This is a genomic window from Mesorhizobium sp. WSM3224 (assembly GCF_000427725.1).
Taxonomy (GTDB): Bacteria; Pseudomonadota; Alphaproteobacteria; order Rhizobiales; family Rhizobiaceae; genus Mesorhizobium.
On the sequence record NZ_ATYO01000010.1, the window covers coordinates 76898 to 97558 of the forward strand.

A 20661-nucleotide genomic window follows, 5' to 3' on the forward strand; every position below is an offset into this window, starting at 1 on the left:
TCCGGCCACCTCGTTGATATCAGTCGCGTATGTCTTACTTCGCCGCCGCTTCGGCCTGCAGCGCCTTCAGGTCCCAGCAGCTGTCGGGCTTGAGGTCAGCCTTGGTCGTCGCCTTCTCCAGCGTGTAAATGTAGGTGTGCGAGGTGCCGGCCGGCTGCCCGCTCTGCAGCAGGAACTTGATGATGGCGTTCATGTCGCCCGACTGGCGGGCAAGATCGGTCATCACAACGGCGCCGTAGGTGCCGTCCTGAAGCTTGTCGCAATCGGCCGCCTTCTCGCCGCCGCCGGTGGTGACCAGGAACACCTTGCCATCGAGCTTGGCGTCGCGGATCGCTGCCGAGGCGCCGGTGGCGTCGCCGTCCCAGAAGTCGATGATCGAGCAGATGTCGGGATGCTGCTGCAGCATCGTCGTCGTCACGTTGCGCGACGTCGTCGCATCCCAGTTGGAATCCGGCTTGGCGACGACCTGGAAGTCGGGATGCTTCTCCAGCACCTTCATGATGCCGGCATATTGGTAGAGGCTGGACGAGTTCGCCTGGTCGCCCTGCACCAGCCCGATCTTCTTCGACGAATTCTCGCCGCAGCCCTTGATCGCCGCTTCGGCCTCGAGCTGGCCGAGCTTGTCCCAGTCGCTGCCGACAAAGGCGTCGGCGGGGAAGTTGGCCGGATTGTCGACGAGCAGCACATAGGTGCCGGCGGCCTGAGCCTTCTTCATCAGCTTCGAATAGGAGTTGAGGTCGGGCGCGTGGATGATCAGCACGTCGGGCCTGGTGTCTGAAGCGATGGCGTCGGTGATCGCCTGCGCGCCGGCATCGACGACCCAGTTCGGATCACGGGTCTCGAACGTGCCGCCCCAGGCTTCGACTTCCTTCTTCAAATAGTGCGCCCAGCCCTGCGCCAGGTCGAAGCCCATCGCCAGCGGCACCAGCATGACGCGCTTTCCGTTGAGCGACTTGGCATAGGCAGCGGGACCCGGATCGTCGGCGGCGAAGCTCGGCGCCGCGAAGGCGGTAACGGCGAGCGCCGTGGCCGCCGCCATCAATGTCCTGAATAATTTCATGTCACGTCCTCTGGTTCGGTTTTCATTGCCGGCCGATCGTCGCGATCACCCCGGGTACCCGAGAGCAAGATGGGCTGGCCCATCTGCTCTAAATGTCGCCTTGCTGCGCGGTCTGTTCGTCGCGTGGATTGATGATGCCGTCGACGATGATGGCGCCGAGCAGGATCGCCGCCTTGATCAGGTTCTGGTAGAGCAGCGGAATGTCGATGATGGTCATGGCGTTGAGCAGGATGCCGATCAGCGCCGCCCCCACCAGCACGTTGCGCACCCCGCCCCTGCCGCCCGACAGCCCGATGCCGCCGATCACCGCCACCAGCACGATATCGTAGAGCAGCGTCGAGTTGACGATGCGCGTGTTGATCGAATGCAGGCTGGCCGCGGTCAGCAGACCGGCGATCAGGGCCACGAAAGCCGACAGCATATAGCGCAGCACCAGCATGGGCCGCACCGGAACGCCGATGTTGCGGGCGGCGACCGGATTGTCGCCGGCGAAATAGATGAAGCGGCCCCATTTGGTGTAGCGCAGGAACAGGAAGAACAGCAAGGCAAGTCCGGCGAAGACGAACACCTCGACCGGAATATCGAGGAAGCGGACGCCGCCGAGCAGCTCGACCCAGTGACCCCCAGGCACCGGCACGGCATCCTGCGTGATCAGTTGAGAACGCACATAGCCGAACACGAAGGAGCCGGTGGCTAAGGTCACGAAGATCGCCGGCACGTCGGCATAGGCGACGAGAAAGCCGTTGAGCAGGCCGATGGCTAAAACGCCTGCCAGCACATAGCCAAAGGCGAGCCCGTCCGAGGTGCCGGTGTTGACCAGTTGCAGGTACCAGGCGACCGACATCGCCATGATCGCCACGGCCGACAGGTCGATGCCGCGACCGATGATGACGACGGCCATGCCGAGCGCGAGAATGCCCAGGACGGAAACCGAGCGGACGATGGCCACCAGATTGTCGGCGGTCAGGAACCCCGGCAGGCCGATGGCCGCGGCGGCAAACAGCAAGATGGCGATGGCAAAGACGATGCCTTCCTGATTGAGGCGCCTCCAGTTCGGCCAGCCGATCGCATTCATCGCTTGTGTCTTTCGCCCCTGCGCACAGGCCTTTGGCCGGGCCTGCATCCCGGACGAAAGCTAATCGGCTCAACACAGGCTCGTCAAATGAATCCGCGTTCAACAGCCAGGCTTGTACTGCTAAAGGACAAGTGGACGCATCGATTGCCGAAACTGGCGCAATAGTCGGAAACTCCTAGGCTTTTGGCAATCCGTCGCAGCGATCGCGTGGTCAGCGCAAGAGCCTGCTCGACGACGGCGAGGCCGGCGCAATTTACGTCCGCAAAATGCGTCCGGCTCGGCGTCAATTGTTCGTCGAATGGCCCGAAACCTCGGCTCCGGCATTTGCCGGTTTGAACACGGCCTCGTTGTCGGGGATGCAGGTCATGACGCGGTGGTTGAACAGCATAAGCCCGATCCAGTCCAGAGCTTATCCAACAAACTTCCGTGCGGGCCGATCGCCTGTTATGGATGAGCGCGGGATGGCCGAGGAAAATGCATGAAGCCCATCTATATCGACTACCTCAATGCTCTCGACATCGAAGCGCTTGCCATGACCGACGCCGAGATCATCGAAGCCGTCGAAGCAGGGCTCGTCGCGCAGGGCAACGGCCAAACGGTGATCGAGCCGCGCGTCCATCTTGAGCCCGACCCCTCCTTCCACGGCCACTTCAACGTGCTGCGCGGCTATGTGGCGCCGCTCGACGCTGCCGGCGTGAAGATCGTCGGCGATTATGTCGACAACTATATGCACGGCCTGCCGTCGGAATTCGGCATCCTCAATCTTTTCGATCCGCGCACCGGCACGCCGCGCGCCATCCTTGACGCCACCGTCATCACCGACATGCGCACCGGCGCGGTCACCGCCATCGGCGCCAAGCATCTGGCGAAGAAGAACTCGAAGGTGCTCGGCCATATCGGCGCGCGCGGCACCGCCTACTGGAACGTGCGCCTGCTCGACCACCTCTTCGACTTCGACGAGATCCGCGTCCATTCGCGCCGGCCGGAAAGCCGCGACGGCTTTGCCGCGAAGCTCGCCGCCGACCTCGGCAAGCCGGTCGCGGCCGTGGCCGACTGGAAAAGCTGCGTCGAAGGCGCGGACATCGTCGTCGAGGCCTCGCGGCTGCCGGAACCGCAGCCGCTGCTCAAGACCGAATGGATCAAGCGCGGCGCGCTGGTGGTGCCTTACGGCACGATGAGCGCGGTCGAGCTGTCGCTCACCGACATCATGCAGAAGATCGTCGTTGACGACTGGGGTCAGTGCAAGGGCGGCAAGTTCGGCTCGCTGCGCGCTCATGTCGAGACGGGACGGCTGAGCGAGGAGACACTGCACGCCGAGCTCGGCCAGATCGCCGCCGGCCTCAAGGCAGGCCGGCAAAGCGATGGCGAGACGATCCTGTTCTGGCATCGCGGTCTCTCGCTGTCCGACATCGCGCTCGGCAAGGCCATGCTCGCCAAGGCCGGCGAAAACGGCATCGGCCAGCGGCTGCGCTTCGCATGAGCCCGCTCGTTCTCACCGGCGCCGGCGTCAGCATCGAAGATGTGGCCGCCGTTGCGCGCAATGCGGTCAAGGTCGAGGTCACGCCTACCGTCATGGAGCACCTGGCCAAGGCGCGCAATGTGCTCGATGAAGCGGCCGCGGGCGGGCAGCAGATCTATGGGCTGAACACCGGTCTCGGCGCCAATCTCGGCACAGCGGTGGAAGGCGATGTCGGCGCTTTCCAGCGCCAGTTACTCGATGGACGCGGCGCAGCTGTAGGGGAAGCCCTGCCAATCCAGATCGTACGAGCGGCGATGTTTGCCCGCGTCGCCATGCTTTCGGCAGGCGGCTCCGGCCTCTCGCCGCACGTCTTCACCGCGCTCGTGGAGGCGCTCAATGCCGGCGTTCATCCAGTCATGCCGTCGCTCGGCTCGATTGGCGCCGGCGACCTCGTGATGATGACGCCGATCGCACACACGCTGATCGGCGAAGGCGATGCCGATTACCAGAGCCGTCGCATGCCTTCTGCCAAGGCGCTGATGATGGCGCGTCTTGCTCCGGTCAGCCTGGCGCCAAAGGACGGGCTGTCGCTGATCAACGCCTCGGCGGTCTCCACCGGCACCGGCGCGCTGGCGCTTGTGGACGCGCTGTCGACAATGGAGCAGCAGCAACAGGCCGGCGCGCTGACCATGGAAGCGCTTGGCGCGAACCGCACCATTCTCGACGCGCGCCTGCATGTCTCGCGCCCCGCGGCATGCCAGCTGCTGGCCGCAAAGGCGCTGCGCGAGTTGCTCGCTCGCGACAAGGAACTCGCGCCAACCACCATTCAGGATCCGCTCTCGATCCGCTGCATGCCCTCGATCCACGGCGCGCTGATCCAGGCGATCGACCATGCCAGACTCGCGGTCGAGATCGAGCTCAACGCGGCCGCCGACAACCCGCTAGTGCTTGCAGAAGACGCGCTCGTGCTGTCGACAGGCAACTTCCACACCACGTCGCTGGCGCTTGCTTTTGAGACGCTTGGCCTCGCGATCGCCCAGTGTGCGGCAGCCTGCGCCGCCCGCTTCATCCAACTGACCGGCTCGGGCCGCAATGGCCTGCCCAAATATCTGTCGCCGGTCGGCGGCGCCTCCGCGGGCTTCGTGCCGCTGCAGAAAACGGTGACGGCAATCCTGGCCGCGATCCGTCACAAGGCCAATCCGGTGATGCTCGACTTCTTGCCGGTTTCCGAGGGCGTTGAAGATCACGCCACGCAGACACCGCTGGCTATCGCCAAATGCGCAGAGATGATCGCGCTGTGGCGGCGTCTGGTCGCCTTGGAGTTGATGGCGGCGGCCCAGGCCATCGACCTGCGCGAAGGTCTGGTGCTGGCGCCGGCGACCGGGGTAATCCACGCGGCCGTCCGCGCTCATGTCGCGACGCTCAAGGAAGACAGGCCGCTCGGCGCCAATGCCGACGCGCTCCACGCCGCGCTCGCCGATGGGACCTGGCGAGCCTAGCGACAGCTCAACGCTGGCCGCTCAGGGCTTTGCGCCCATCTTCTTCATGAAGAAGGTGAGCTCGTCCGGATCCATGTGCACGATATGCCTGTCTTCCGGATAGGCGCCGCTGTTGACGTCGGCGACATATTCGGAAAACGCCGCGATGCGCTCTTGTTGCAGCCGGTCATATTCGGCGGCGAAGTTGCGATAGACTTTCGAATGGCGCGGCATGTGACCGCGATTGGTGCCGAGAATATCCTCGGCAAACAGATATTGCGCGTCGCAGCCCGTGCCCGCGCCCATCGACAGCATGATCAGCGAGGTGCGCTCGGAGATCGCTTTCGCCACCTCCACCGGAACCACCTCGATCTCGGCGCCAATGGCCCCTGCGGCCTCCAGTTGCTTGACCGCCTCGAACACCTGCATGGCGGCATCCGCGGTCTTGCCGACCGCCTTGAAGCCACCAGTCCAGGTCGCACGGGATGGGATTAGGCCGACATGGCCGATAACCGGGATGGCATCGTCGGCCATGCGCTTGATCGTGGCGTAGCCGGCGCTGCAATAGACGGCGTCGGCGCCGGCCTTGTAGAGCCGGAACGACCAGCGGATGAAATCGTCGGCCGTGCCGATCTCGAAGAAGTTGTCGCCCGGCATGGTGAAGAGGCTGGGCGCCGCATCGCGATATTGCGGATTGAGCACCAGCTCCGGCGGCACCGAGACGATATCCACCCCTGCCCGCTCGGCGGCCTCGGCTTCTTCCAGCGTCAGCACACGCAGCATGGTCAATTGCCGCTTGCCCTTCATGGCGCGCAGATCGGCAACGGTCGGTCTCTTTCGGCTCATCGGCAAATCCCTGTTTTGTCTGTCGGACGGCTTTCAGCCGATATCGATCATCACCTTACCGGCCTCGACCTTGACCGGATAGGTCTTGAGATTGACGCAGACCGGCGCGCCCTTGGCCTGGCCGGTCTTGTAGTTGAAGCGGCCATTGTGTTTGGGGCACTCGATGATGTCGTCCATCACCAGCCCGTCGGCCAGATGCGCCTTTTCATGCGTGCAGAAGCCGTCGGTCGCGAAGAACTCGTCGTCCGGCGAGCGGTAGATCGCGAAAGTGCGGCCGCCATGGTCGAAGCGGATCACGTCCTCTTCATCCACGTCATCGACCGCGCACGCTTCAATCCACTCCGCCATCTTCTTTCTCCGGCCATCATCTCTCTGGATTGGCACGCGACGCCTATTCAGCGGCCGCGGCCGTTATGTCGAGATCGTGGAACTCGCCGCGATAGGGCTTGGCCGTCGGCGGCAATTCGCGCTTGAGATAATAGTCCTCGTATTTCAGCTGCCTGAGCAGCACCGGCCACACCTCGCGATAGGCGTGCCACATCGACGGGTTCGGCACCGGCAGGTCGTGCTTGATCAATTCATGCAGCTTCGGCAGCGCATGATAGGGCACCATCGGGAACATGTGATGCTCCACATGGTAGTTCATGTTCCAGTAGATGAAGCGGCTGATCGGGTTCATGTAGACGGTGCGCGTGTTCAGCCGGTGATCGGTGACGTTGTCGGCCAGCCCGATATGCTGCAAGAGGCCGGTCGTCACCATGTGCCAGGTGCCGTAGAGGCGCGGCAGACCGATCAGCACCAGCGGTATCCATGATCCAAGCGCGATCGCGACAGCGATCGTCGCGGCATACACGACCATGTGCCAGCGCGCCGCGATCACCGCCTTGTGCTGCTCCATCTCCGGGACGTAGCTCTTCTCGTCGTCCGACAATTTGCCGAAGGCCTGGCGCACCAGCGTCGGCAGCGAATAGCGGAAGTCGAGGATGCCGGTGAAAGCCAATGCCGCCTTGATGAGGTCCGGCGGACGCATCACGGCGATCTCGGCGTCGCGGCCGACGATGATGGTGTCGGTGTGGTGGCGTGCATGGCTCCAGCGCCACTGGACCGGATTGCGCATCAGCATGAACGAGGCGATGTGATAGACGACATCGCTCATCCAGCGCGTGCGGAACGCCGTGCCATGACCGCATTCGTGCCAGCGCGAGTCGCTCGACGAACCATAGAGCACGCCATAGACGAACAGGAACGGCACGACCCACCAGCTGCCCCAGAACCAGACGATGCCAGCGGCCGAGCCCAGGATCGCGGCGAACCAGATGATGGTGTCGCGGATCGCCGGCCCGTCGGTGCGCTGCATCAACTCCTTCATGGTCTTGCGCGCCACGTCAGTGTGGTACCACTCGGCCGAGGCAAGTCCGGTCTCGATCGCCCGGCGCGTGCTTTCGCCGACGAGGCTGTAGTCGCGCTTCTTTGCCATCGTCACATCGACCTCCAATCTTCACGCAGCGCTGGCAATCCGGTCCGCCGGCCGGAGGGCTTGCTATGGATAATTGTCACGCTCATGGCCTGCCCGCCAGTCTTGGGAAATTACCCGAGGGCCGAGGATAATCCTGCTTGGGCTGGCGGGCGATGGCCGCGATCCTGTCTTCGGCGCCGGCGATCGCCTCCTTGCCGTCGAGGATGCGGAACACCGCGTCATAGGTGCGGGTTTCGTCGTGCTCCAGCCAGATCATCTCGCCACGCTCGCGCGCGGCAAGATTGCCGAGCACATGGTGTGTCGAGGGCTCGATGCCAAGCGCATATTGTCCGGCCTGGAAATTCTGCCACTCGTAACAACAAGGCAACTGGTCCTTGCGGGTGACGACCTCGAAGCCAAGCCCGAGACGGTCGTTGACCACGGCGACCGGCACTTCGCCCTTTGCGTCGGCGCCAAGCTCATGCTGCCAGACCTGTTCGCTGAAGCCGATCTGCGGCTCGGGAACTGTGCGGTAGCCGACCTTCTGGGCTTCGTAGCGCTCGCCGGCATGCGCGGCCCAGACCACGTCGCGGATCGGCGCCAGGTAGCGCGAGCCTTCGTCCAGCAGCGGATGCCCGACATTGACGTGGTAGAAATACATATGCGGCGTGCGATGGAAGCCATGATTGACGACGCGGTCCGAGAGCCGGATCTCGCTGCCGCCGACATCGGCCTCGATCCGGCGGATGAGATGCAGGTCCTCGCCGAACACGCTGGCCTGCTGGACGATGCCTTCGGCCCACAAGACGCAGCGGTCGCCGTCCCAGGCCTCGCCATAGCCCGTGAGCCGCGCCGGAATGGTGCCGATACGCCCATGCAGCGAATGCGTCACCGTCTCGCGGCCCGGATAATTGTAGTTCTCGGCCGGCACCTCGCTGCGGCCGAGAATGTGGTCGAGGCCGCAGGTGACCAGCAGGCCGGAAAAGGACCGCCCCCAGGCAAAGCCGTCCTCGCCCTCATAATCATGCAGGCCCGGGTTGCGAAAACCGCTTGGCGAATGCCAGCCGATCGCCTGGCCCTTATACTCGCAATCGGCGATGTCGAGCGCGCGGTCGACCAGCGCCGTGAAGCGCAGGCCGGAGCCGGTGCGGAACTCGAGCATGCGGATGCCGCGCTCGACGCCGTCGCCAAGCGTCATCAGCCGCACTCCGGCGAATTGCGACAGCATGCCGGACCGCTCGGCAACCTGCCGGCGCGAAAGCGTCTGTCCGTAGAGCTTCACCATGCCGTCACTGCGCCCTTTTCATCAGGGCCGACAGATCGGCGCCGGTTATCAGGCTTTCCACCGTCAGGAGGTCGGTGTCGGCAACCGTCTGCTCGGCGACGATCTCGCCGCGGCGCATGACGATGATGCGGTCGGCGACCTCGAACACGTGATGGATGTTGTGCGTGATCAAGAGCACCGAATGCCCGGCGTCGCGCATCTCCTTGACGAAGCGCAGCACGCCATGCGTCTCCTCGACGCCGAGATTGTTGGTCGGCTCGTCGAGGATGATCACCTTGGCGGCGAACTGCATGGCCCGCGAGATCGCGATCGACTGGCGCTCGCCGCCGGACAGCGTCGAGACCAATGCGTCGGCGTCGAGCTTCTTCGAGATGCCGACCCGCTTCAGCAGCGCCGAGGCCGCATCGCGCAGCTTGGCGAGATCGAGCGGCGCGAAGACGCCCAGCCATTTGAGATTGACCGGCTCGCGGCCGAGAAACAGGTTGCGCGCGATGCTGAGATCCGGCGCGAGTGAGGTGTCCTGGTGGATGGTCTCGATGCCAAGATCCATCGCCTCGCGCGTCGAGCGGATGGAGACCTTTTCGCCGCGCACATAGATATCGCCGCGATCAATCGGGAAGACGCCTGAGATCGCCTTGATCAGCGTCGACTTGCCGGCGCCGTTGTCGCCAAGCAGCGCCACCACCTCGCCCTCCTTGAGCGTCAGCGAGGCGTTCTTCAGCGCGCGCACGCTGCCGAAGGATTTTTGTAGGCCCTGCAGCCGGAGCACTTCCTGCATCATCGTCAGCTCCTTGCGGCGTTTTTCTGCAGCAGCGCGTGCAGGATGAGCATGGCGAGGATGATGACCCCGACGAAGATGTTGTAAGCGAGGCCCGGCACGCCGACGAGCACGATGCCGTTTCGGATCGCGCGCAGCATCAGCGCGCCGACGATGGTGCCGAGGATGGTGCCGCGCCCGCCGGTCAGCGCCGTGCCGCCGACCACCACCATGGCGATCACTTCCAGCTCATAGCCTGTGCCCGCGACAGGCGAAGCCGCCGAGATGCGGAAGGCGCTGATCATGCCGGCGAGCCCGGCAAGCACGGAAGTCGCGATGAACAGCCAGATCTTGACGGCATCGGCCGGCACGCCGCGCGCCACTGCCGCGTTGCGGTTGGAGCCGATGGCGCTAATCCAGTTGCCGAGCTTGGCGTAGCGCAGCACGTAGACGGCGAGCAGCGACAGGCCGATGAACCACCACAGCGAGGTGTAGAAACGGAACGCGCCGATGTTGAAGCTGCCGGCGAGCAGCGTGACGAAGAAACCCGGCTGGTCCCAGGACTTCAACGGAAACCCTTGTGTGATGTAGAGCGCCGCACCGCGCACGATAAGCAGCATCGACAGCGTCACCAGGAAGGACGAGATGCCGATCTTGGTGACGATCACGCCGTTGATCGTGCCGATCGAGATGCAGAGCAAAAGCCCGGCCAGCAGCGCCACGCCGATGTCGACCCCGGCGTTCTGCGCCAGGAGCATCACCACGACAGGCGCCAGGCCGAACACCGCGCCGACCGAGAGGTCGAATTCGCCGGCGGTCAGCAGCAGCGTCATGCCAAGCGCAATGATGCCGAGCTCCGGCAGGAACGCCATCATGTTCGAGATGTTGAGCGGCGACAGGAAATTGCCGTCGGCGACCCCGAACACCACGAGCAGCACGACGAGAATGACGAAGGAGGAGAATTGCGGCGAGCGCATCAGCCTCGACCTGCCCTTGGCCCTTCCTGCGCCGTCTTCCACAGTTATTGCCCCGACTTGCTGAACCATGACTTGCTGAACCATGCTTGTTCATAGCGCCCGCCGCTCGCGCGGCGGGCACCGATTTGCTTACTTCTTGTCGTAGAGCTTCAGGATCGGTTCGACGCTGGACGCGTCGTAGAGGCCGAATGTGTGGATGTCGTAGCCGATCGGCTCGCCGGAAGCCGCGAGACCGAGCAGCGCGACCGGCATGAAGCCCTGCGCCGAAGGATACTGCCAGGCGGCGGCGTTGACGAACCCGTCCTTGACCGCCTGCGCCGTCTCCTTCGAATTGCCCCAGCCGACGACCGGGATCTTGCCGGCCGGGATACCGGCGCCATCGAACACCCGCTTGACGCTGGCGGCCACAGAATCGCCAAGCGCGATGATGGCCGGCGGATTGTTGGCGACCATATAGTCGGTCATCTTGGCGATGATGCCGGCCGGGTCGGTACCGCAGTCGACCACGTCATACTTGATGCCGAGCGGATCGAAGACGCCGGCGATGCCTTCGGTCTCGAGCTGCTGGTAGCTGGCGCCGGGGACCTCGACCGGCAGGAACACCTTGTCGCCCTGCTTCACCATCTTGTGGTCGACAAGATATTTCGCCCAGATGGCGCCGGCTTCCTTGAGGTCGGCGCCGACATATGCCTGGCGTCCGGTCGCCGGGTCGTCCGTGTTGAAGAACACGATCGGGATGCCGGCGGCCTTGGCCGCCTTCACTTCCTCGGTCCACAGGCCGGGCTGCGCCGAGGTGGTGGCGATGCCGTCGGGCTTGGCGGCAAGCGCCGAATTGAAGGCCTCCTTCTGCGCCGCCATGTCGCCGCCGCTGAAGGAGATCTTGCAGGTGACCTTGAGCTGGTCGCAGGCCTTGGTCGCGCCGGCATTCCAGTCGATCCAGAAAGCGTCGGACGGGCCGCCATGCGACAAAAGGTAGAACGTCTTCTGGCCGTCCGCGGCCTGCGCGGTCGAGCCGAACGCAACGCCGGCAAGCACGGTCGCCGCGGCCGCCAGTTTCAATGCGAATTTCAACATCTCGTTTCCTCCCTTTGTTTTGGAGCCATCACAGGCCGTTGGCGCGGAACTTCCCGTCGAGGAACTTCTTGGCGCGCGGCACGTCGTCTTCCGACAGATGCTCGATGATGACCGGGATGTTCGGGTGCTTCTCAGCTAGTCGCTGGAGGTAGAGGTCGTAGTTCAGCGAGCCGAGGCCGGGCGCCGGGAGCTCGATCTCGCCGACGCCGCGGAAAGTGTGGCTCTCCAGCGCATCCTCGTCGCCGATGTCGGCGTGCTTCTCGGACTTGTCGCCGCCGGAGCGCTTGACGTCCTTGGCGTGCGCAATCTTGATCTTGTCGGTCAGCGTGTCGAAGACCTGGTTCAGGATCTGGTCCATTCGGTCGATGTTGTGGGTCTCGAAATAGTTGGTCGGGTCCATCAGCAGGCCGAGGCCGGGATGGTCGACCTGCGCGAACATCTTCACCGTCTCCTCGACCGAGCCGACGACGTTGTTGACATAGGTTTCGAGCAGGAAGACCGCGCCATGGTCGTAAGCCGTCTGGGCAAGGTCAGCGATCACCTTGCGGCATTCTTCAAAGCCTTCTTCGGTCTTGTTCTTCGGGTGATGCACCCAGTCGGACTCGGTGTTGTAGGTGCCGGTCTCCGAGATCACGTAAGGCGAGCCAAAATGACGCGCATTGCGGATGATCTCCTTGAGATAACCAACGCGCTTCTCGCGCTCGGCTTTGTCCGGATGGATGATGTTGGTGTAGCCCGACACGCAGCACACCGGCAGATTGTGGTCGCGGAAGGTGTCGCGCACCTTCTTCGCCTTATCCTTGGTGATCTGGCCGGCCGAGAGATCGACGTCCTTGAAGTGCAGGTCGAGCTGCACCGTGTTGAAACCGAGGCCGCGGATCTTTTGCGCCGTCTCTTCGAGGCCGTACGGAAAATAGCCCGTGAAAATACCTGCCTGCATCATGATGTGAATTCCTCCCTGTAAGCGATTCAGTTGATTAGGTTGTTTTGGCTGCCAATGGTCAGATGGCGATCTCGGAGAGCTTGACCGTGCGGCCCGATGCCATCGAGCGGTAGCCCGCCTCGACCAGCGCCATGGTCTTGACGTTGTCGGCGACGGAAAGCGCGGGCGGCGCGCCGGTCTTCACGGCATGCTGGAGCTGCTCCATCACGCCGATGAAGGCATGCGGGAACCACATCGTCTCCCAGCTTGGGCTCACCCATTCGCCGCCGGTCGTCTCGGCCGAGGCATAGGTCAGCGTCGAGGCCGCGCCCGTGGGCCAACCGATCGTGCCCTTGGCGACACCCTTGGTGCCGTCGACACGCCAGTTGATGTGCTGGTCGTCGCGATAACCTTCCTGGCGCGGACCGGACCACACATCCTCCAGCGAGACCGCGAGCACGCCCGACGGGAAGCGCAGCGTCGACACCGTGATGCCGTCGGAATGGTCGAAGCGCGTGCGCGGGTCCTTGCGCGTCAGCGTCGTGATCTCGTCAGGGTCGCCGAACAAGAAGCGCAGCACGTCGAGGTGATGCACGCTCATATTGGCGAGCGTCAGCCGGTCGTAGCCTTCGAGGAAAGTCTGCCAGTGCGGGATCGCGTGCATGTCGATCTGCGCGAAGACGATGTCGCCGAGCGCGCCGCTGTCGATGATCTGCTTGAGCACACGCATCGACTGGTCGTAGCGCATGTTCTGGTTGACCGAGAGGATCTTGCCGGACTTGGCTGCCTCGTCGCGCAGCTTGACGGCTTCCTCCACCGACAGCGCCAGTGGCTTCTGCGCCAGGATCGCCTTGATGTGCTTCTGCTTCAGCGCGTGGCGGATCAGCGCCGGCTGCTGGTCCGGCGGAAAGGCCAGGTCGATGATGTCGACGTTGGGATCTTCGATCAGCTGTTCCGGCGTGTCGTGCACCGTCGGTATGCCCCAGCGGGTGGCGACCTTCTGGGCATTCGCCTTGGTGCGCGAGGCGATGGCCACCACCGGAAAGCCGGCCTCCTTGTAAGCCGCGAGATGGCACTCAGCCATGATCATGCCGGCGCCGACGCAGCCGATTTTGTAATCCCTGGTGCGAACCTTGACGTCCGGTTCGAAGCCTTTGCTTGCCATCTCTTCCTCCCGAAATTCTGCCCTGGCGGCCGCCGTCACAGCGCGCCTCCATCCTGGCCGAAGTAATGCACGCGACCCGGCTCGCAGGATATCGCCACCATCGCGTCCGGCCTGATGTCGGGCTGGCCGCGCAGCAGGGCCCTGAGCCGCGCCTGCCCGGCTTCTAAAGTCACCACGGTATAGCCGCCGAGCGGCTCGACCTCGAACACCCGCGCCGGGCGGCCTTCCGCCGTTCCGTTGTCTGTCCAGGGCCTAACCTTGATGTCTTCCGGCCTGAGCCCGATCTCGATCGCCTCGGCCGGCGCCTTGGCATCGGCAATGCGGATTGCGCCTTCGGCCGCTTCGATCCCGCCCGCGCCACGCACCGACGGCAGGATGTTCATCATCGGCGAGCCGAGCATGCGCGCCACATAGGCGCTTGCCGGCCGATCGTAGATCTCCGCCGGCGCGCCGATCTGGCGGATGCGGCCGTTCTCCAGGATGGCCATGCGGTCGGCAACCGACATCGCCTCTTCCTGGTCGTGCGTGACATAGATCAGCGTCTTGCCGAGCTCGCGCTGGATGCGCTTCAGCTCGACGCGCGTCTCCTCGCGCAGCCGCGCATCGAGTGCCGAGATCGGATCGTCCATCAGATAGGCGGCCGGGTCGCGGACCAGGGCGCGCGCGATCGCCACGCGCTGCCGCTCGCCGCCGGAGAGCTGCGCCGGCGGCTTGTGCAGGATGTGGCCGATGTGCAGCTTGGCCGCGACGTCGGCGAGGCGCTTTTCGATCTCGGCTTCCGCGACCTTCCGCTCGACCAGCGGGAAGCGGACATTGTCTCGAGCGCTCATATGCGGGAATAGCGCCAGATTCTGGAACACCATGGCGACGTTGCGCTCGGCCGGCGAGACACTGGTGACCGGCTTGCCGCCGATCAGTATCTCGCCCTGATCCGGCATTTCCAATCCGAGCACCAGGCGCAGGATCGTCGACTTGCCGGAAAGCGGCGGGCCGAAGAAGCAGAAGAACTCGTTGTCGTTGACGGTGAAGGAAGCGTCGTCGACGGCAAGTGTTGCGCCGTAGCGCTTGGTGACGTTGCGGAAAACGATATCGGCCATGTCTCAGCCCGCCTTCATTGCGAGGCCAGTGGTGGCGTCGAAGACGCGCACCGACGAAGCCGGCGGCGCGACGATCGCCGTCTGCCCGATCGACAGCCCGATATCGTTCTCGAACACCGCCTTCACCGCGCTCTCGCCTTCGCCGAGATGGACGATGGTGCGCGCGCCGATCCGCTCGACGAAAGTCACCGGCATCGAAAGCCCGCGCTCGGCAAGCGCCACCTGTTCCGGACGGAAGCCGTAAAGCACCTCGCCGCGCACCGCCCTCACCGCAGGAGCGAGCATTTCCGGTAAGGGCGGCGTGACGCCGAGCGGTCCGAGATCGATGACCAGCCCGCGATCGCTTTCGGCAGGCCTCCCCTTGAGAAGGTTCATGCCCGGCGCGCCGATGAAGCGGGCGACGAAGACATTGGCCGGATTGTTGTAGACTTCAAGCGGCGTGCCGACCTGCTGCAGCACGCCATGGTCCATCACCGCAATGCGGTCGGCCATGGTCATCGCTTCGAGCTGATCGTGCGTGACATAGACCATCGTCTGCCTGAACTGGCGCTGCAGCTGCTTGAGCTCGGTGCGCATCACCGCCCGGAAGGCCGCATCGACATTGGACAAAGGCTCGTCCAGCAGGAAGATCGCCGGCTCCATGATCGCCGAACGGCCGATCGCCACGCGCTGCAGGATGTTGACCGAGAGCCGGTCCGCCTTGCGGTCGAGCAGTGGCGAAAGCTGCAGCATCTCGGCAATCGCGCCGACACGGCGGTCGATCTCGGCCTTGGCAGCGCCGCGCATCTTCGGTCCGTAGGCAAGGTTCTGCCGCACCGTCATATGGGTGAAGATCGCATAGTTCTGGAAGACGAAGCCGACGCCGCGCCGTCCCATCGGCACGCCCGCCATGTCGCGCTCGCCGAACAGGATCTTTCCGCCGGTCGGCTCCTCCATGCCGGCGATCATGTTCATCGTTGTCGACTTCCCGCAGCCTGAAGGCCCGAGCAGCGCCATGAACTCGCCATCGGCGATTTCGAGGTCCATCGTCTTCAGCGCGGTGAAGTCGCCGAACTTTTTGACCAGGTTTTGAAGATGGATCGCGCTCATGCCGGCATCTCCCGGGTCTTCGCCATGCGCTTCATGGCGTAGACCGCGACGATCGAAAGCACGATCAGGATGGCGAGAGCGATGGCAGCCACATAGCCCCAGATCAGGTCCTGTGTAGTGACCTTGTAGATGTAGACGGAGATCGTCTCGGTGGCGACACCGGGGCCGCCGCCGGTCATGATGTAGAGCGTGTCGAAGATCTTGAAATTCTCGATCACACGTATCGCCAGCGCGATGATGATGATCGTCTTCATCTTCGGCAGCACGATGGTGACGAAACGCTGCCATGGATTGGCGCCGAGCAACGTCGCCGCCTTGATCTGGTCCTCCGGCACGCCGACAAGGCCGGCAAGCAGGATGAGGAACATTAGCGGCGTCCACTGCCAGATATCGGCGACCATCACCGCGATCAACGCCAGTGTCGGGTCCGACAGCCAGGCAATGGTGACGCGTGTACCTGTGATGGTGGACAGGATGTCGTTCACCGGGCCACCGGACTGGAACAGCATGAAGAACATGTAGCCGGCGACCGCGGGCACGACCATCATCGGCATCAGCAGGATCGAATAGAAGATGCGTTTGCCGGGAAAATCGTCCGCGAACAGTGTCGCCAGCGCCAAGCCCAGCAGGAACTCCGCCGGCACGCAGACCAGCATGACGACCGCCGTGCGCTGCAGGGCGCTCCAGAAGCGGGTGTCGGCGGCAAGGTCGGTGTAGTTGGCAAAACTGTTCCACATCTCCCAGGCGCTCCACCAGCCGACGCCCGAAAGCGGCGACCAGTCGGTGACGCTGATGTAGAGCTGCATGAGCAGCGGAAACGCCGAGATGAACAGCACCAGGAGCTGCGCCGGCAGGGTCAGCCGAAAACCCAGCCGCGCGCCCTCGTCCCGCATGGCCGGCCTGGCGCGCGCGGTGCCCATCTTGTCCTCCGAAATCGTCGCCGTCACAGCGCTCATTGCTTGAGCGCTCCGAAGGTCAGCCCGCGCACCAGGTGGCGCTGGATGGCGATGCCCATGATGACCGGCGGCACCGCCGCGATCAGGCCGAGCGCCGCCTTGGCGCCATAGAGCTGCCCGGTCATCGAGGACGACAGCGACGCCATGTAGACGGGGATCGTCACCCATTCGCGCGTGGTGAGCAGCAGCGCGATCAGATAATCCGACCAGTTGAGGATGAACACGAAGAGCGCAGCACTTGCCAGCGGCCCGCGCATCATCGGCAAGGTGATGCGGGTGAAGACGCGCAGCCGCGAGCAGCCCTCGACGAGTGCCGCCTCCTCGATCTCGCGCGGCATGTCGTCGAAGAAGGTCTTCATCAGCCAGAAGGCGAAAGGCAGCGTGACGATGCCGTAGATCAGCGCCAGCCCCCACCATGTGTCGTTGAGATTGAGGAATGCCCACATGATCATCACCGGGATCATCACGGCCATCGGCGGAAACAGCCTGAGCTGGATCAGCGCCAGCGGCAGGTTCTGGCCGGAACCGAAGCGCGACAGGCCGTAGGCCGCTGCGGTGCCTGCCGACATGGCAATGGCGGTCCCGAACACTGCCGAAAGCAGCGACGACAGGATCGGCTTCAGCGCCGTGTGGTCGAGCGCGACGATCAGGTCGTTGGCGGAGTGGCCGAAGACGAACTGGAAATTGGCAAGCGTCGGATGCTTCGGCCACCAGGTCAGGTCGGCGCCGGTCGCCGACCATTCGCCGATCGGCTTGAAGGCCATCGACACCATCCACAGGATCGGCACCAGCGTCACCGCCAGCGCCGCAAAGATCGCGGCGTAGCGGAATATCTCGAAGGGAACGGAACGCTTCATCTGGCTGCTTTGCTGGTGGCGCTGCTGGCGAAGGGGAGGAGCAGTCGCCCCTCCCCTCCTTTTTTGATCCAGGGAGACGGATCAGCTGATCGGATCGAGAACGGTCGGCCAGGCCTCCTTGTTGGTTTTGATGGCTTCGTTGAGCTTGTCTTCGCCGATGCGCCGCGCGATCTTTTTCCACTCGCGCTCGGTGTCGGCCATCGCCTGCTCGGGCGTCTTGGCCTTGGTCAGGGAGGCCATCAGGTTCTCGTCGAGCGCGTTGTGGAAGGCGGTGGCGCCGGGATAGTTGATCGTCGGCACCGTGCGCGCCACCGTCTCGCGCACCACGTCCATGTGGTAGGCATGGTAGGTCTGGCGGACCAGCGGATCAGCAAAGTCCGAGAGCCGGAACGGATCGAGATAGCCGCCGGGGTTCGCGCTCATCCAGGCATAGATCCGGGCCGAGCCGAGCCACTGCAGCAACAGGTATGCGGTTTCCGGATTCTTCGACTGCGACGACACCATGCCAGTCAGCGAGAACCACAGGACGGAGCGGCTGATTAGCTTGCCGTCGACCTCGCGTCCCGGCGGCAGCATTGAGCCGATCTTGCCGGTGACGGCGGAATCCTTGTTGCCGGCATTGTCGAGGAATTTCGGCAAGTTGGAAAAGGCGCAGGTCATCGCCGCACCGCCCTTGGCGAAATTGCCATACTGCTCCGGCCAGCCCCACGAAATCGCGTCGGGCGAATGATGCGCCAGGGAATCGATGTATTCCTTGGTCGCCGCGATGCCTTGCTCGGAATTGATCAGCGGCTTGCCGTCGTCGCCGAACAGGAACTGGTTGGGCGACGCCATCGAGACATAGCGCTGGTACCAGTTGGTGTAGCCCCAGCCCTGGTTGCGCAGGTCGGTCGAGCCGAACAGGCCCTTGTCTGGCCGCTGAAAAAAGGCCGCGACCTCGCCGTGCTGCTTCCAGGTCTTTGGCGGCGCAAGGTCGTAACCGTATTTGTCCTTGAAGGCCTTTTGCTCGGCGGCATCGCCGAACAGGTCCGTGCGGTAGACCCAGGTCTGGAAGTCGCCGTCGAGCGACACGCCATAGGTCGAGCCGCGATACTGGTTGAGCAGCGACACGCCCTTGGCGCCGTTGACGTAGCCCTGCTTCGGGTCGTCCCATTCCGGCCTGTGCTGGGCGACGAAGTCGTCGAGCTTGGCGATGCCGCCGGTTTCGGCGAGATCGCCGAGGCGGTTCCACTCGGTCGAGTAGATGTCGTAGGCCCCACCTTTGGTGGAGATGTCCTGCATCGTCTTGGTGAATTCCTGGCCGTTCGGCAGGCCGACGATCTCGATCTGGATGCCGGTTTCCTTCTCCCACAGGTCCTTGATCGAAGGCGCGCCGGCCGGGAAAGGCTTGGTCAACTGGCCGATCGAACCGTCGGACAGGCCGAGGACGATCTTTGCCGGCGCCTTGCCGGCCGCCTTCAAGGCCTTGGCCGCCTCGATAGCGCGCCCTTCCGGCGTGTCGGGGCCATACTGGTAGCGCTCGGCGCCGTCGAAGCCGGTCGGCCCGCCGATCATGCCGGGCGCCAGCGCATCCGCCGCGAAGGCGCGGCCGGGACGAATGAACTGCGGTGCAATACCAGTCGCGGCGACGAACACCGCGGCCTTTCCTCCGGACGCCAGCAGGCGGCGCCGCGACATGCGGATCAATTGAGACATCGAATTCCTCCCTCGGGGCCTGTTCCTCCATGGCCCTCGTGAGGGATATTGACGACAGTGCGTGAAGCCTGTCAACATCATAAATACTCAAAACACGTCATAAGATCGCAAATGAGGGAGAAAATGCAGTTCACCGAGCTTCCCACGTCGCACCCACTGCTTGGATTTGAGGGACTTTTGTGTCGATCCGGCCGACTTTCCCCGACCTTCTTTGCCCTATGTAACGCGCCGGCTTGCGTGCGGGCCAAGGGCGGTTACATCATTTCACATCAGAATCGCTGCTGCGGCTGAGCGGTTTTCCGAAACGGATTGGAAGCTGCGTGATTTTGATGCTTGCGATGAGGTGCTCGACGTGCGGTCAACCCTGACAGACATAGCCCGGGAAGCCGGCGTTTCTCCGGCCACGGTCGACCGTGTGCTCAACAACCGGCCGGGGGTGCGGGCCCGCACGCGCGAGATCGTCATCGAGATGGCGCAACGCCTGGGCTACATAGCCGAAACGCCCAACGGCGCGCCGCCGCGAGCCGTGCCGGGCCAGACGATCAGGCTCGACTTCGCGCTGCCGGCCGGCACCAACTCCTTCATCAAGCTACTGCACCGGCATATCGAGGCGCAGGCGTTGGCGCGGCCCGATCTGGATGTCCGCGTGACGACCATCGAAGGTTTCAACCCCGACCGGCTCGCCCGCCTGCTGCAGGACCTGCATGGCCAGACGCAAGGCGTCGGCGTCATCGCGCTGGACCATCCGACGGTACGCGAGGCGATCCGCTCGCTGTCGGCCAGCGACATCAAGGTCGTCACCATCGCCTCCGACATCCTGCACGTGCCCAGGGTCGCCTATATCGGCATCGACAACCGCGCTGCTGGGCGGCTTGCGGGCTATTTGCTCAACCGCTTCATGGGCGCCGGCCGCCCGGGCAAGGTCGCGCTGTTCGCCGGCTCGCTCGCCTATCGCGGCCATGAGGAGCGCGAGATGGGCTTTCGCCACATTCTCGCCGAGGAATCTCCCAATCTCGAGATCGTCGAGATGCGCGAAATGCTCGACGACCGCGAGAAGGCCTATTCGGAAGCCTCCGCGCTGCTCGAGCGCCACCCCGATCTCGCCGCCATCTACAATGTCGGCGCCGGCAACACCGGCATCGCTCGCGCGCTGAGGGAGCGCGGACGCGCGAAGGAGATCATCTTCCTCGGCCATGAGGTGACGGATGGCACGAAGGAACTTCTGCTTGACGGCACGCTGGATGCGGTGATCGACCAGAACCCGCGCGTCGAGGCCAGAGAGGCGCTGAACACTCTGACCCACGCGGTCCGGAGACTGCCCTACGAGCTCCACCAGCCGCGGCTGCAGGTCATCTTCCGCGAGAGCATCCCGGAGATTTGAGCGATCTCGGCTCGGCTCCGAGGATCGGTGGC

At 64.1% G+C, this 20661-nt stretch carries 19 protein-coding genes; 3 read left to right on the top strand and 16 right to left on the bottom strand.

The window, feature by feature from the left end:
* Positions 1-34 precede the first annotated feature (34 nt).
* The gene (locus tag YU3_RS0118425) at positions 35-1060 is read right to left on the bottom strand and encodes a sugar ABC transporter substrate-binding protein (protein WP_027167643.1); all 1026 of its coding nucleotides are present in this window, start codon (positions 1058-1060) and stop codon (positions 35-37) included.
* Positions 1061-1148: 88 nt separating this feature from the next.
* On the bottom strand, positions 1149-2135 hold the full coding sequence (locus YU3_RS0118430) for an ABC transporter permease (RefSeq protein WP_027167644.1): 987 nt from the start codon (positions 2133-2135) through the stop codon (positions 1149-1151).
* A gap of 478 nt (positions 2136-2613) precedes the next feature.
* Here YU3_RS0118430 and YU3_RS0118440 point away from each other — a divergent pair, with 478 nt between their 5' ends.
* Together YU3_RS0118440 and hutH are read left to right on the top strand one after the other, a co-directional pair.
* Positions 2614-3615: an ornithine cyclodeaminase family protein gene (locus YU3_RS0118440; RefSeq protein ID WP_027167645.1), complete on the top strand. Its 1002-nt coding sequence runs from the start codon at positions 2614-2616 to the stop codon at positions 3613-3615.
* The gene (gene hutH, locus YU3_RS0118445; protein ID WP_027167646.1) at positions 3612-5093 is read left to right on the top strand and encodes a histidine ammonia-lyase; all 1482 of its coding nucleotides are present in this window, start codon (positions 3612-3614) and stop codon (positions 5091-5093) included. Before YU3_RS0118440 ends, hutH begins: the two co-directional genes overlap by 4 nt.
* Positions 5094-5114: 21 nt before the next feature.
* On the opposite strand, the gene YU3_RS0118450 is transcribed toward hutH, so the two are convergent.
* The 14 genes from YU3_RS0118450 to YU3_RS0118515 all read right to left on the bottom strand — a co-directional run bounded on the left by YU3_RS0118450 (position 5115) and on the right by YU3_RS0118515 (position 19248).
* On the bottom strand, positions 5115-5918 hold the full coding sequence (locus YU3_RS0118450; protein WP_027167647.1) for a 3-methyl-2-oxobutanoate hydroxymethyltransferase: 804 nt from the start codon (positions 5916-5918) through the stop codon (positions 5115-5117).
* Between the two features lie 33 nt (positions 5919-5951).
* Positions 5952-6266, bottom strand: coding sequence for a MocE family 2Fe-2S type ferredoxin (locus YU3_RS0118455; RefSeq protein ID WP_027167648.1), 315 nt, complete (start codon positions 6264-6266; stop codon positions 5952-5954).
* A 43-nt stretch (positions 6267-6309) separates the two neighbouring features.
* Entirely contained in the window at positions 6310-7395 is a 1086-nt protein-coding gene (locus YU3_RS0118460) for a fatty acid desaturase family protein (RefSeq protein ID WP_027167649.1), read from the bottom strand.
* 82 nt (positions 7396-7477) lie between these two features.
* Positions 7478-8659: an aldose 1-epimerase family protein gene (locus tag YU3_RS0118465; RefSeq protein ID WP_027167650.1), complete on the bottom strand. Its 1182-nt coding sequence runs from the start codon at positions 8657-8659 to the stop codon at positions 7478-7480.
* Positions 8660-8663: 4 nt separating this feature from the next.
* Positions 8664-9440, bottom strand: a complete 777-nt coding sequence (locus YU3_RS0118470; protein ID WP_027167651.1) for an ATP-binding cassette domain-containing protein — start codon at positions 9438-9440, stop codon at positions 8664-8666.
* Positions 9441-9442: 2 nt separating this feature from the next.
* Entirely contained in the window at positions 9443-10435 is a 993-nt protein-coding gene (locus YU3_RS0118475; protein WP_245273536.1) for an ABC transporter permease, read from the bottom strand.
* 87 nt (positions 10436-10522) lie between these two features.
* Positions 10523-11467, bottom strand: coding sequence for a substrate-binding domain-containing protein (locus YU3_RS0118480; protein ID WP_027167653.1), 945 nt, complete (start codon positions 11465-11467; stop codon positions 10523-10525).
* Positions 11468-11495: 28 nt separating this feature from the next.
* A complete protein-coding gene (locus YU3_RS0118485) occupies positions 11496-12410 on the bottom strand; it encodes a sugar phosphate isomerase/epimerase (protein WP_027167654.1) in 915 nt (304 codons plus the stop codon).
* A gap of 58 nt (positions 12411-12468) precedes the next feature.
* Positions 12469-13554, bottom strand: a complete 1086-nt coding sequence (locus YU3_RS0118490; RefSeq protein ID WP_027167655.1) for a Gfo/Idh/MocA family oxidoreductase — start codon at positions 13552-13554, stop codon at positions 12469-12471.
* 35 nt (positions 13555-13589) lie between these two features.
* The gene (locus YU3_RS0118495; RefSeq protein ID WP_027167656.1) at positions 13590-14651 is read right to left on the bottom strand and encodes an ABC transporter ATP-binding protein; all 1062 of its coding nucleotides are present in this window, start codon (positions 14649-14651) and stop codon (positions 13590-13592) included.
* A gap of 3 nt (positions 14652-14654) precedes the next feature.
* The gene (locus tag YU3_RS0118500) at positions 14655-15740 is read right to left on the bottom strand and encodes an ABC transporter ATP-binding protein (RefSeq protein ID WP_027167657.1); all 1086 of its coding nucleotides are present in this window, start codon (positions 15738-15740) and stop codon (positions 14655-14657) included.
* Positions 15737-16696: a sugar ABC transporter permease gene (locus tag YU3_RS0118505; RefSeq protein ID WP_027167658.1), complete on the bottom strand. Its 960-nt coding sequence runs from the start codon at positions 16694-16696 to the stop codon at positions 15737-15739. The genes YU3_RS0118500 and YU3_RS0118505 overlap by 4 nt, the downstream gene beginning before the upstream one ends.
* Positions 16693-17553 (bottom strand): carbohydrate ABC transporter permease, encoded by an 861-nt coding sequence (locus YU3_RS0118510; RefSeq protein WP_027167659.1) that lies wholly within the window; start codon positions 17551-17553, stop codon positions 16693-16695. The genes YU3_RS0118505 and YU3_RS0118510 overlap by 4 nt, the downstream gene beginning before the upstream one ends.
* A gap of 81 nt (positions 17554-17634) precedes the next feature.
* Entirely contained in the window at positions 17635-19248 is a 1614-nt protein-coding gene (locus YU3_RS0118515) for an extracellular solute-binding protein (protein ID WP_027167660.1), read from the bottom strand.
* 352 nt (positions 19249-19600) lie between these two features.
* Between YU3_RS0118515 and YU3_RS0118520 the strand changes: the two genes are divergently transcribed.
* Positions 19601-20629, top strand: coding sequence for a LacI family DNA-binding transcriptional regulator (locus YU3_RS0118520; protein ID WP_027167661.1), 1029 nt, complete (start codon positions 19601-19603; stop codon positions 20627-20629).
* Positions 20630-20661: the final 32 nt, after the last annotated feature.

Bases quoted from the DNA above. Each gene is read 5' to 3' on its own strand.
- YU3_RS0118425 (WP_027167643.1), bottom strand. From the start codon at position 1,060: ATGAAATTATTCAGGACATTGATGGCGGCGGCCACGGCGCTCGCCGTT.
- YU3_RS0118430 (WP_027167644.1), bottom strand. From the start codon at position 2,135: ATGAATGCGATCGGCTGGCCGAACTGGAGGCGCCTCAATCAGGAAGGC.
- YU3_RS0118440 (WP_027167645.1), top strand. From the start codon at position 2,614: ATGAAGCCCATCTATATCGACTACCTCAATGCTCTCGACATCGAAGCG.
- hutH (WP_027167646.1), top strand. From the start codon at position 3,612: ATGAGCCCGCTCGTTCTCACCGGCGCCGGCGTCAGCATCGAAGATGTG.
- YU3_RS0118450 (WP_027167647.1), bottom strand. From the start codon at position 5,918: ATGAGCCGAAAGAGACCGACCGTTGCCGATCTGCGCGCCATGAAGGGC.
- YU3_RS0118455 (WP_027167648.1), bottom strand. From the start codon at position 6,266: ATGGCGGAGTGGATTGAAGCGTGCGCGGTCGATGACGTGGATGAAGAG.
- YU3_RS0118460 (WP_027167649.1), bottom strand. From the start codon at position 7,395: ATGGCAAAGAAGCGCGACTACAGCCTCGTCGGCGAAAGCACGCGCCGG.
- YU3_RS0118465 (WP_027167650.1), bottom strand. From the start codon at position 8,659: ATGGTGAAGCTCTACGGACAGACGCTTTCGCGCCGGCAGGTTGCCGAG.
- YU3_RS0118470 (WP_027167651.1), bottom strand. From the start codon at position 9,440: ATGATGCAGGAAGTGCTCCGGCTGCAGGGCCTACAAAAATCCTTCGGC.
- YU3_RS0118480 (WP_027167653.1), bottom strand. From the start codon at position 11,467: ATGTTGAAATTCGCATTGAAACTGGCGGCCGCGGCGACCGTGCTTGCC.
- YU3_RS0118485 (WP_027167654.1), bottom strand. From the start codon at position 12,410: ATGATGCAGGCAGGTATTTTCACGGGCTATTTTCCGTACGGCCTCGAA.
- YU3_RS0118490 (WP_027167655.1), bottom strand. From the start codon at position 13,554: ATGGCAAGCAAAGGCTTCGAACCGGACGTCAAGGTTCGCACCAGGGAT.
- YU3_RS0118495 (WP_027167656.1), bottom strand. From the start codon at position 14,651: ATGGCCGATATCGTTTTCCGCAACGTCACCAAGCGCTACGGCGCAACA.
- YU3_RS0118500 (WP_027167657.1), bottom strand. From the start codon at position 15,740: ATGAGCGCGATCCATCTTCAAAACCTGGTCAAAAAGTTCGGCGACTTC.
- YU3_RS0118505 (WP_027167658.1), bottom strand. From the start codon at position 16,696: ATGAGCGCTGTGACGGCGACGATTTCGGAGGACAAGATGGGCACCGCG.
- YU3_RS0118510 (WP_027167659.1), bottom strand. From the start codon at position 17,553: ATGAAGCGTTCCGTTCCCTTCGAGATATTCCGCTACGCCGCGATCTTT.
- YU3_RS0118515 (WP_027167660.1), bottom strand. From the start codon at position 19,248: ATGTCTCAATTGATCCGCATGTCGCGGCGCCGCCTGCTGGCGTCCGGA.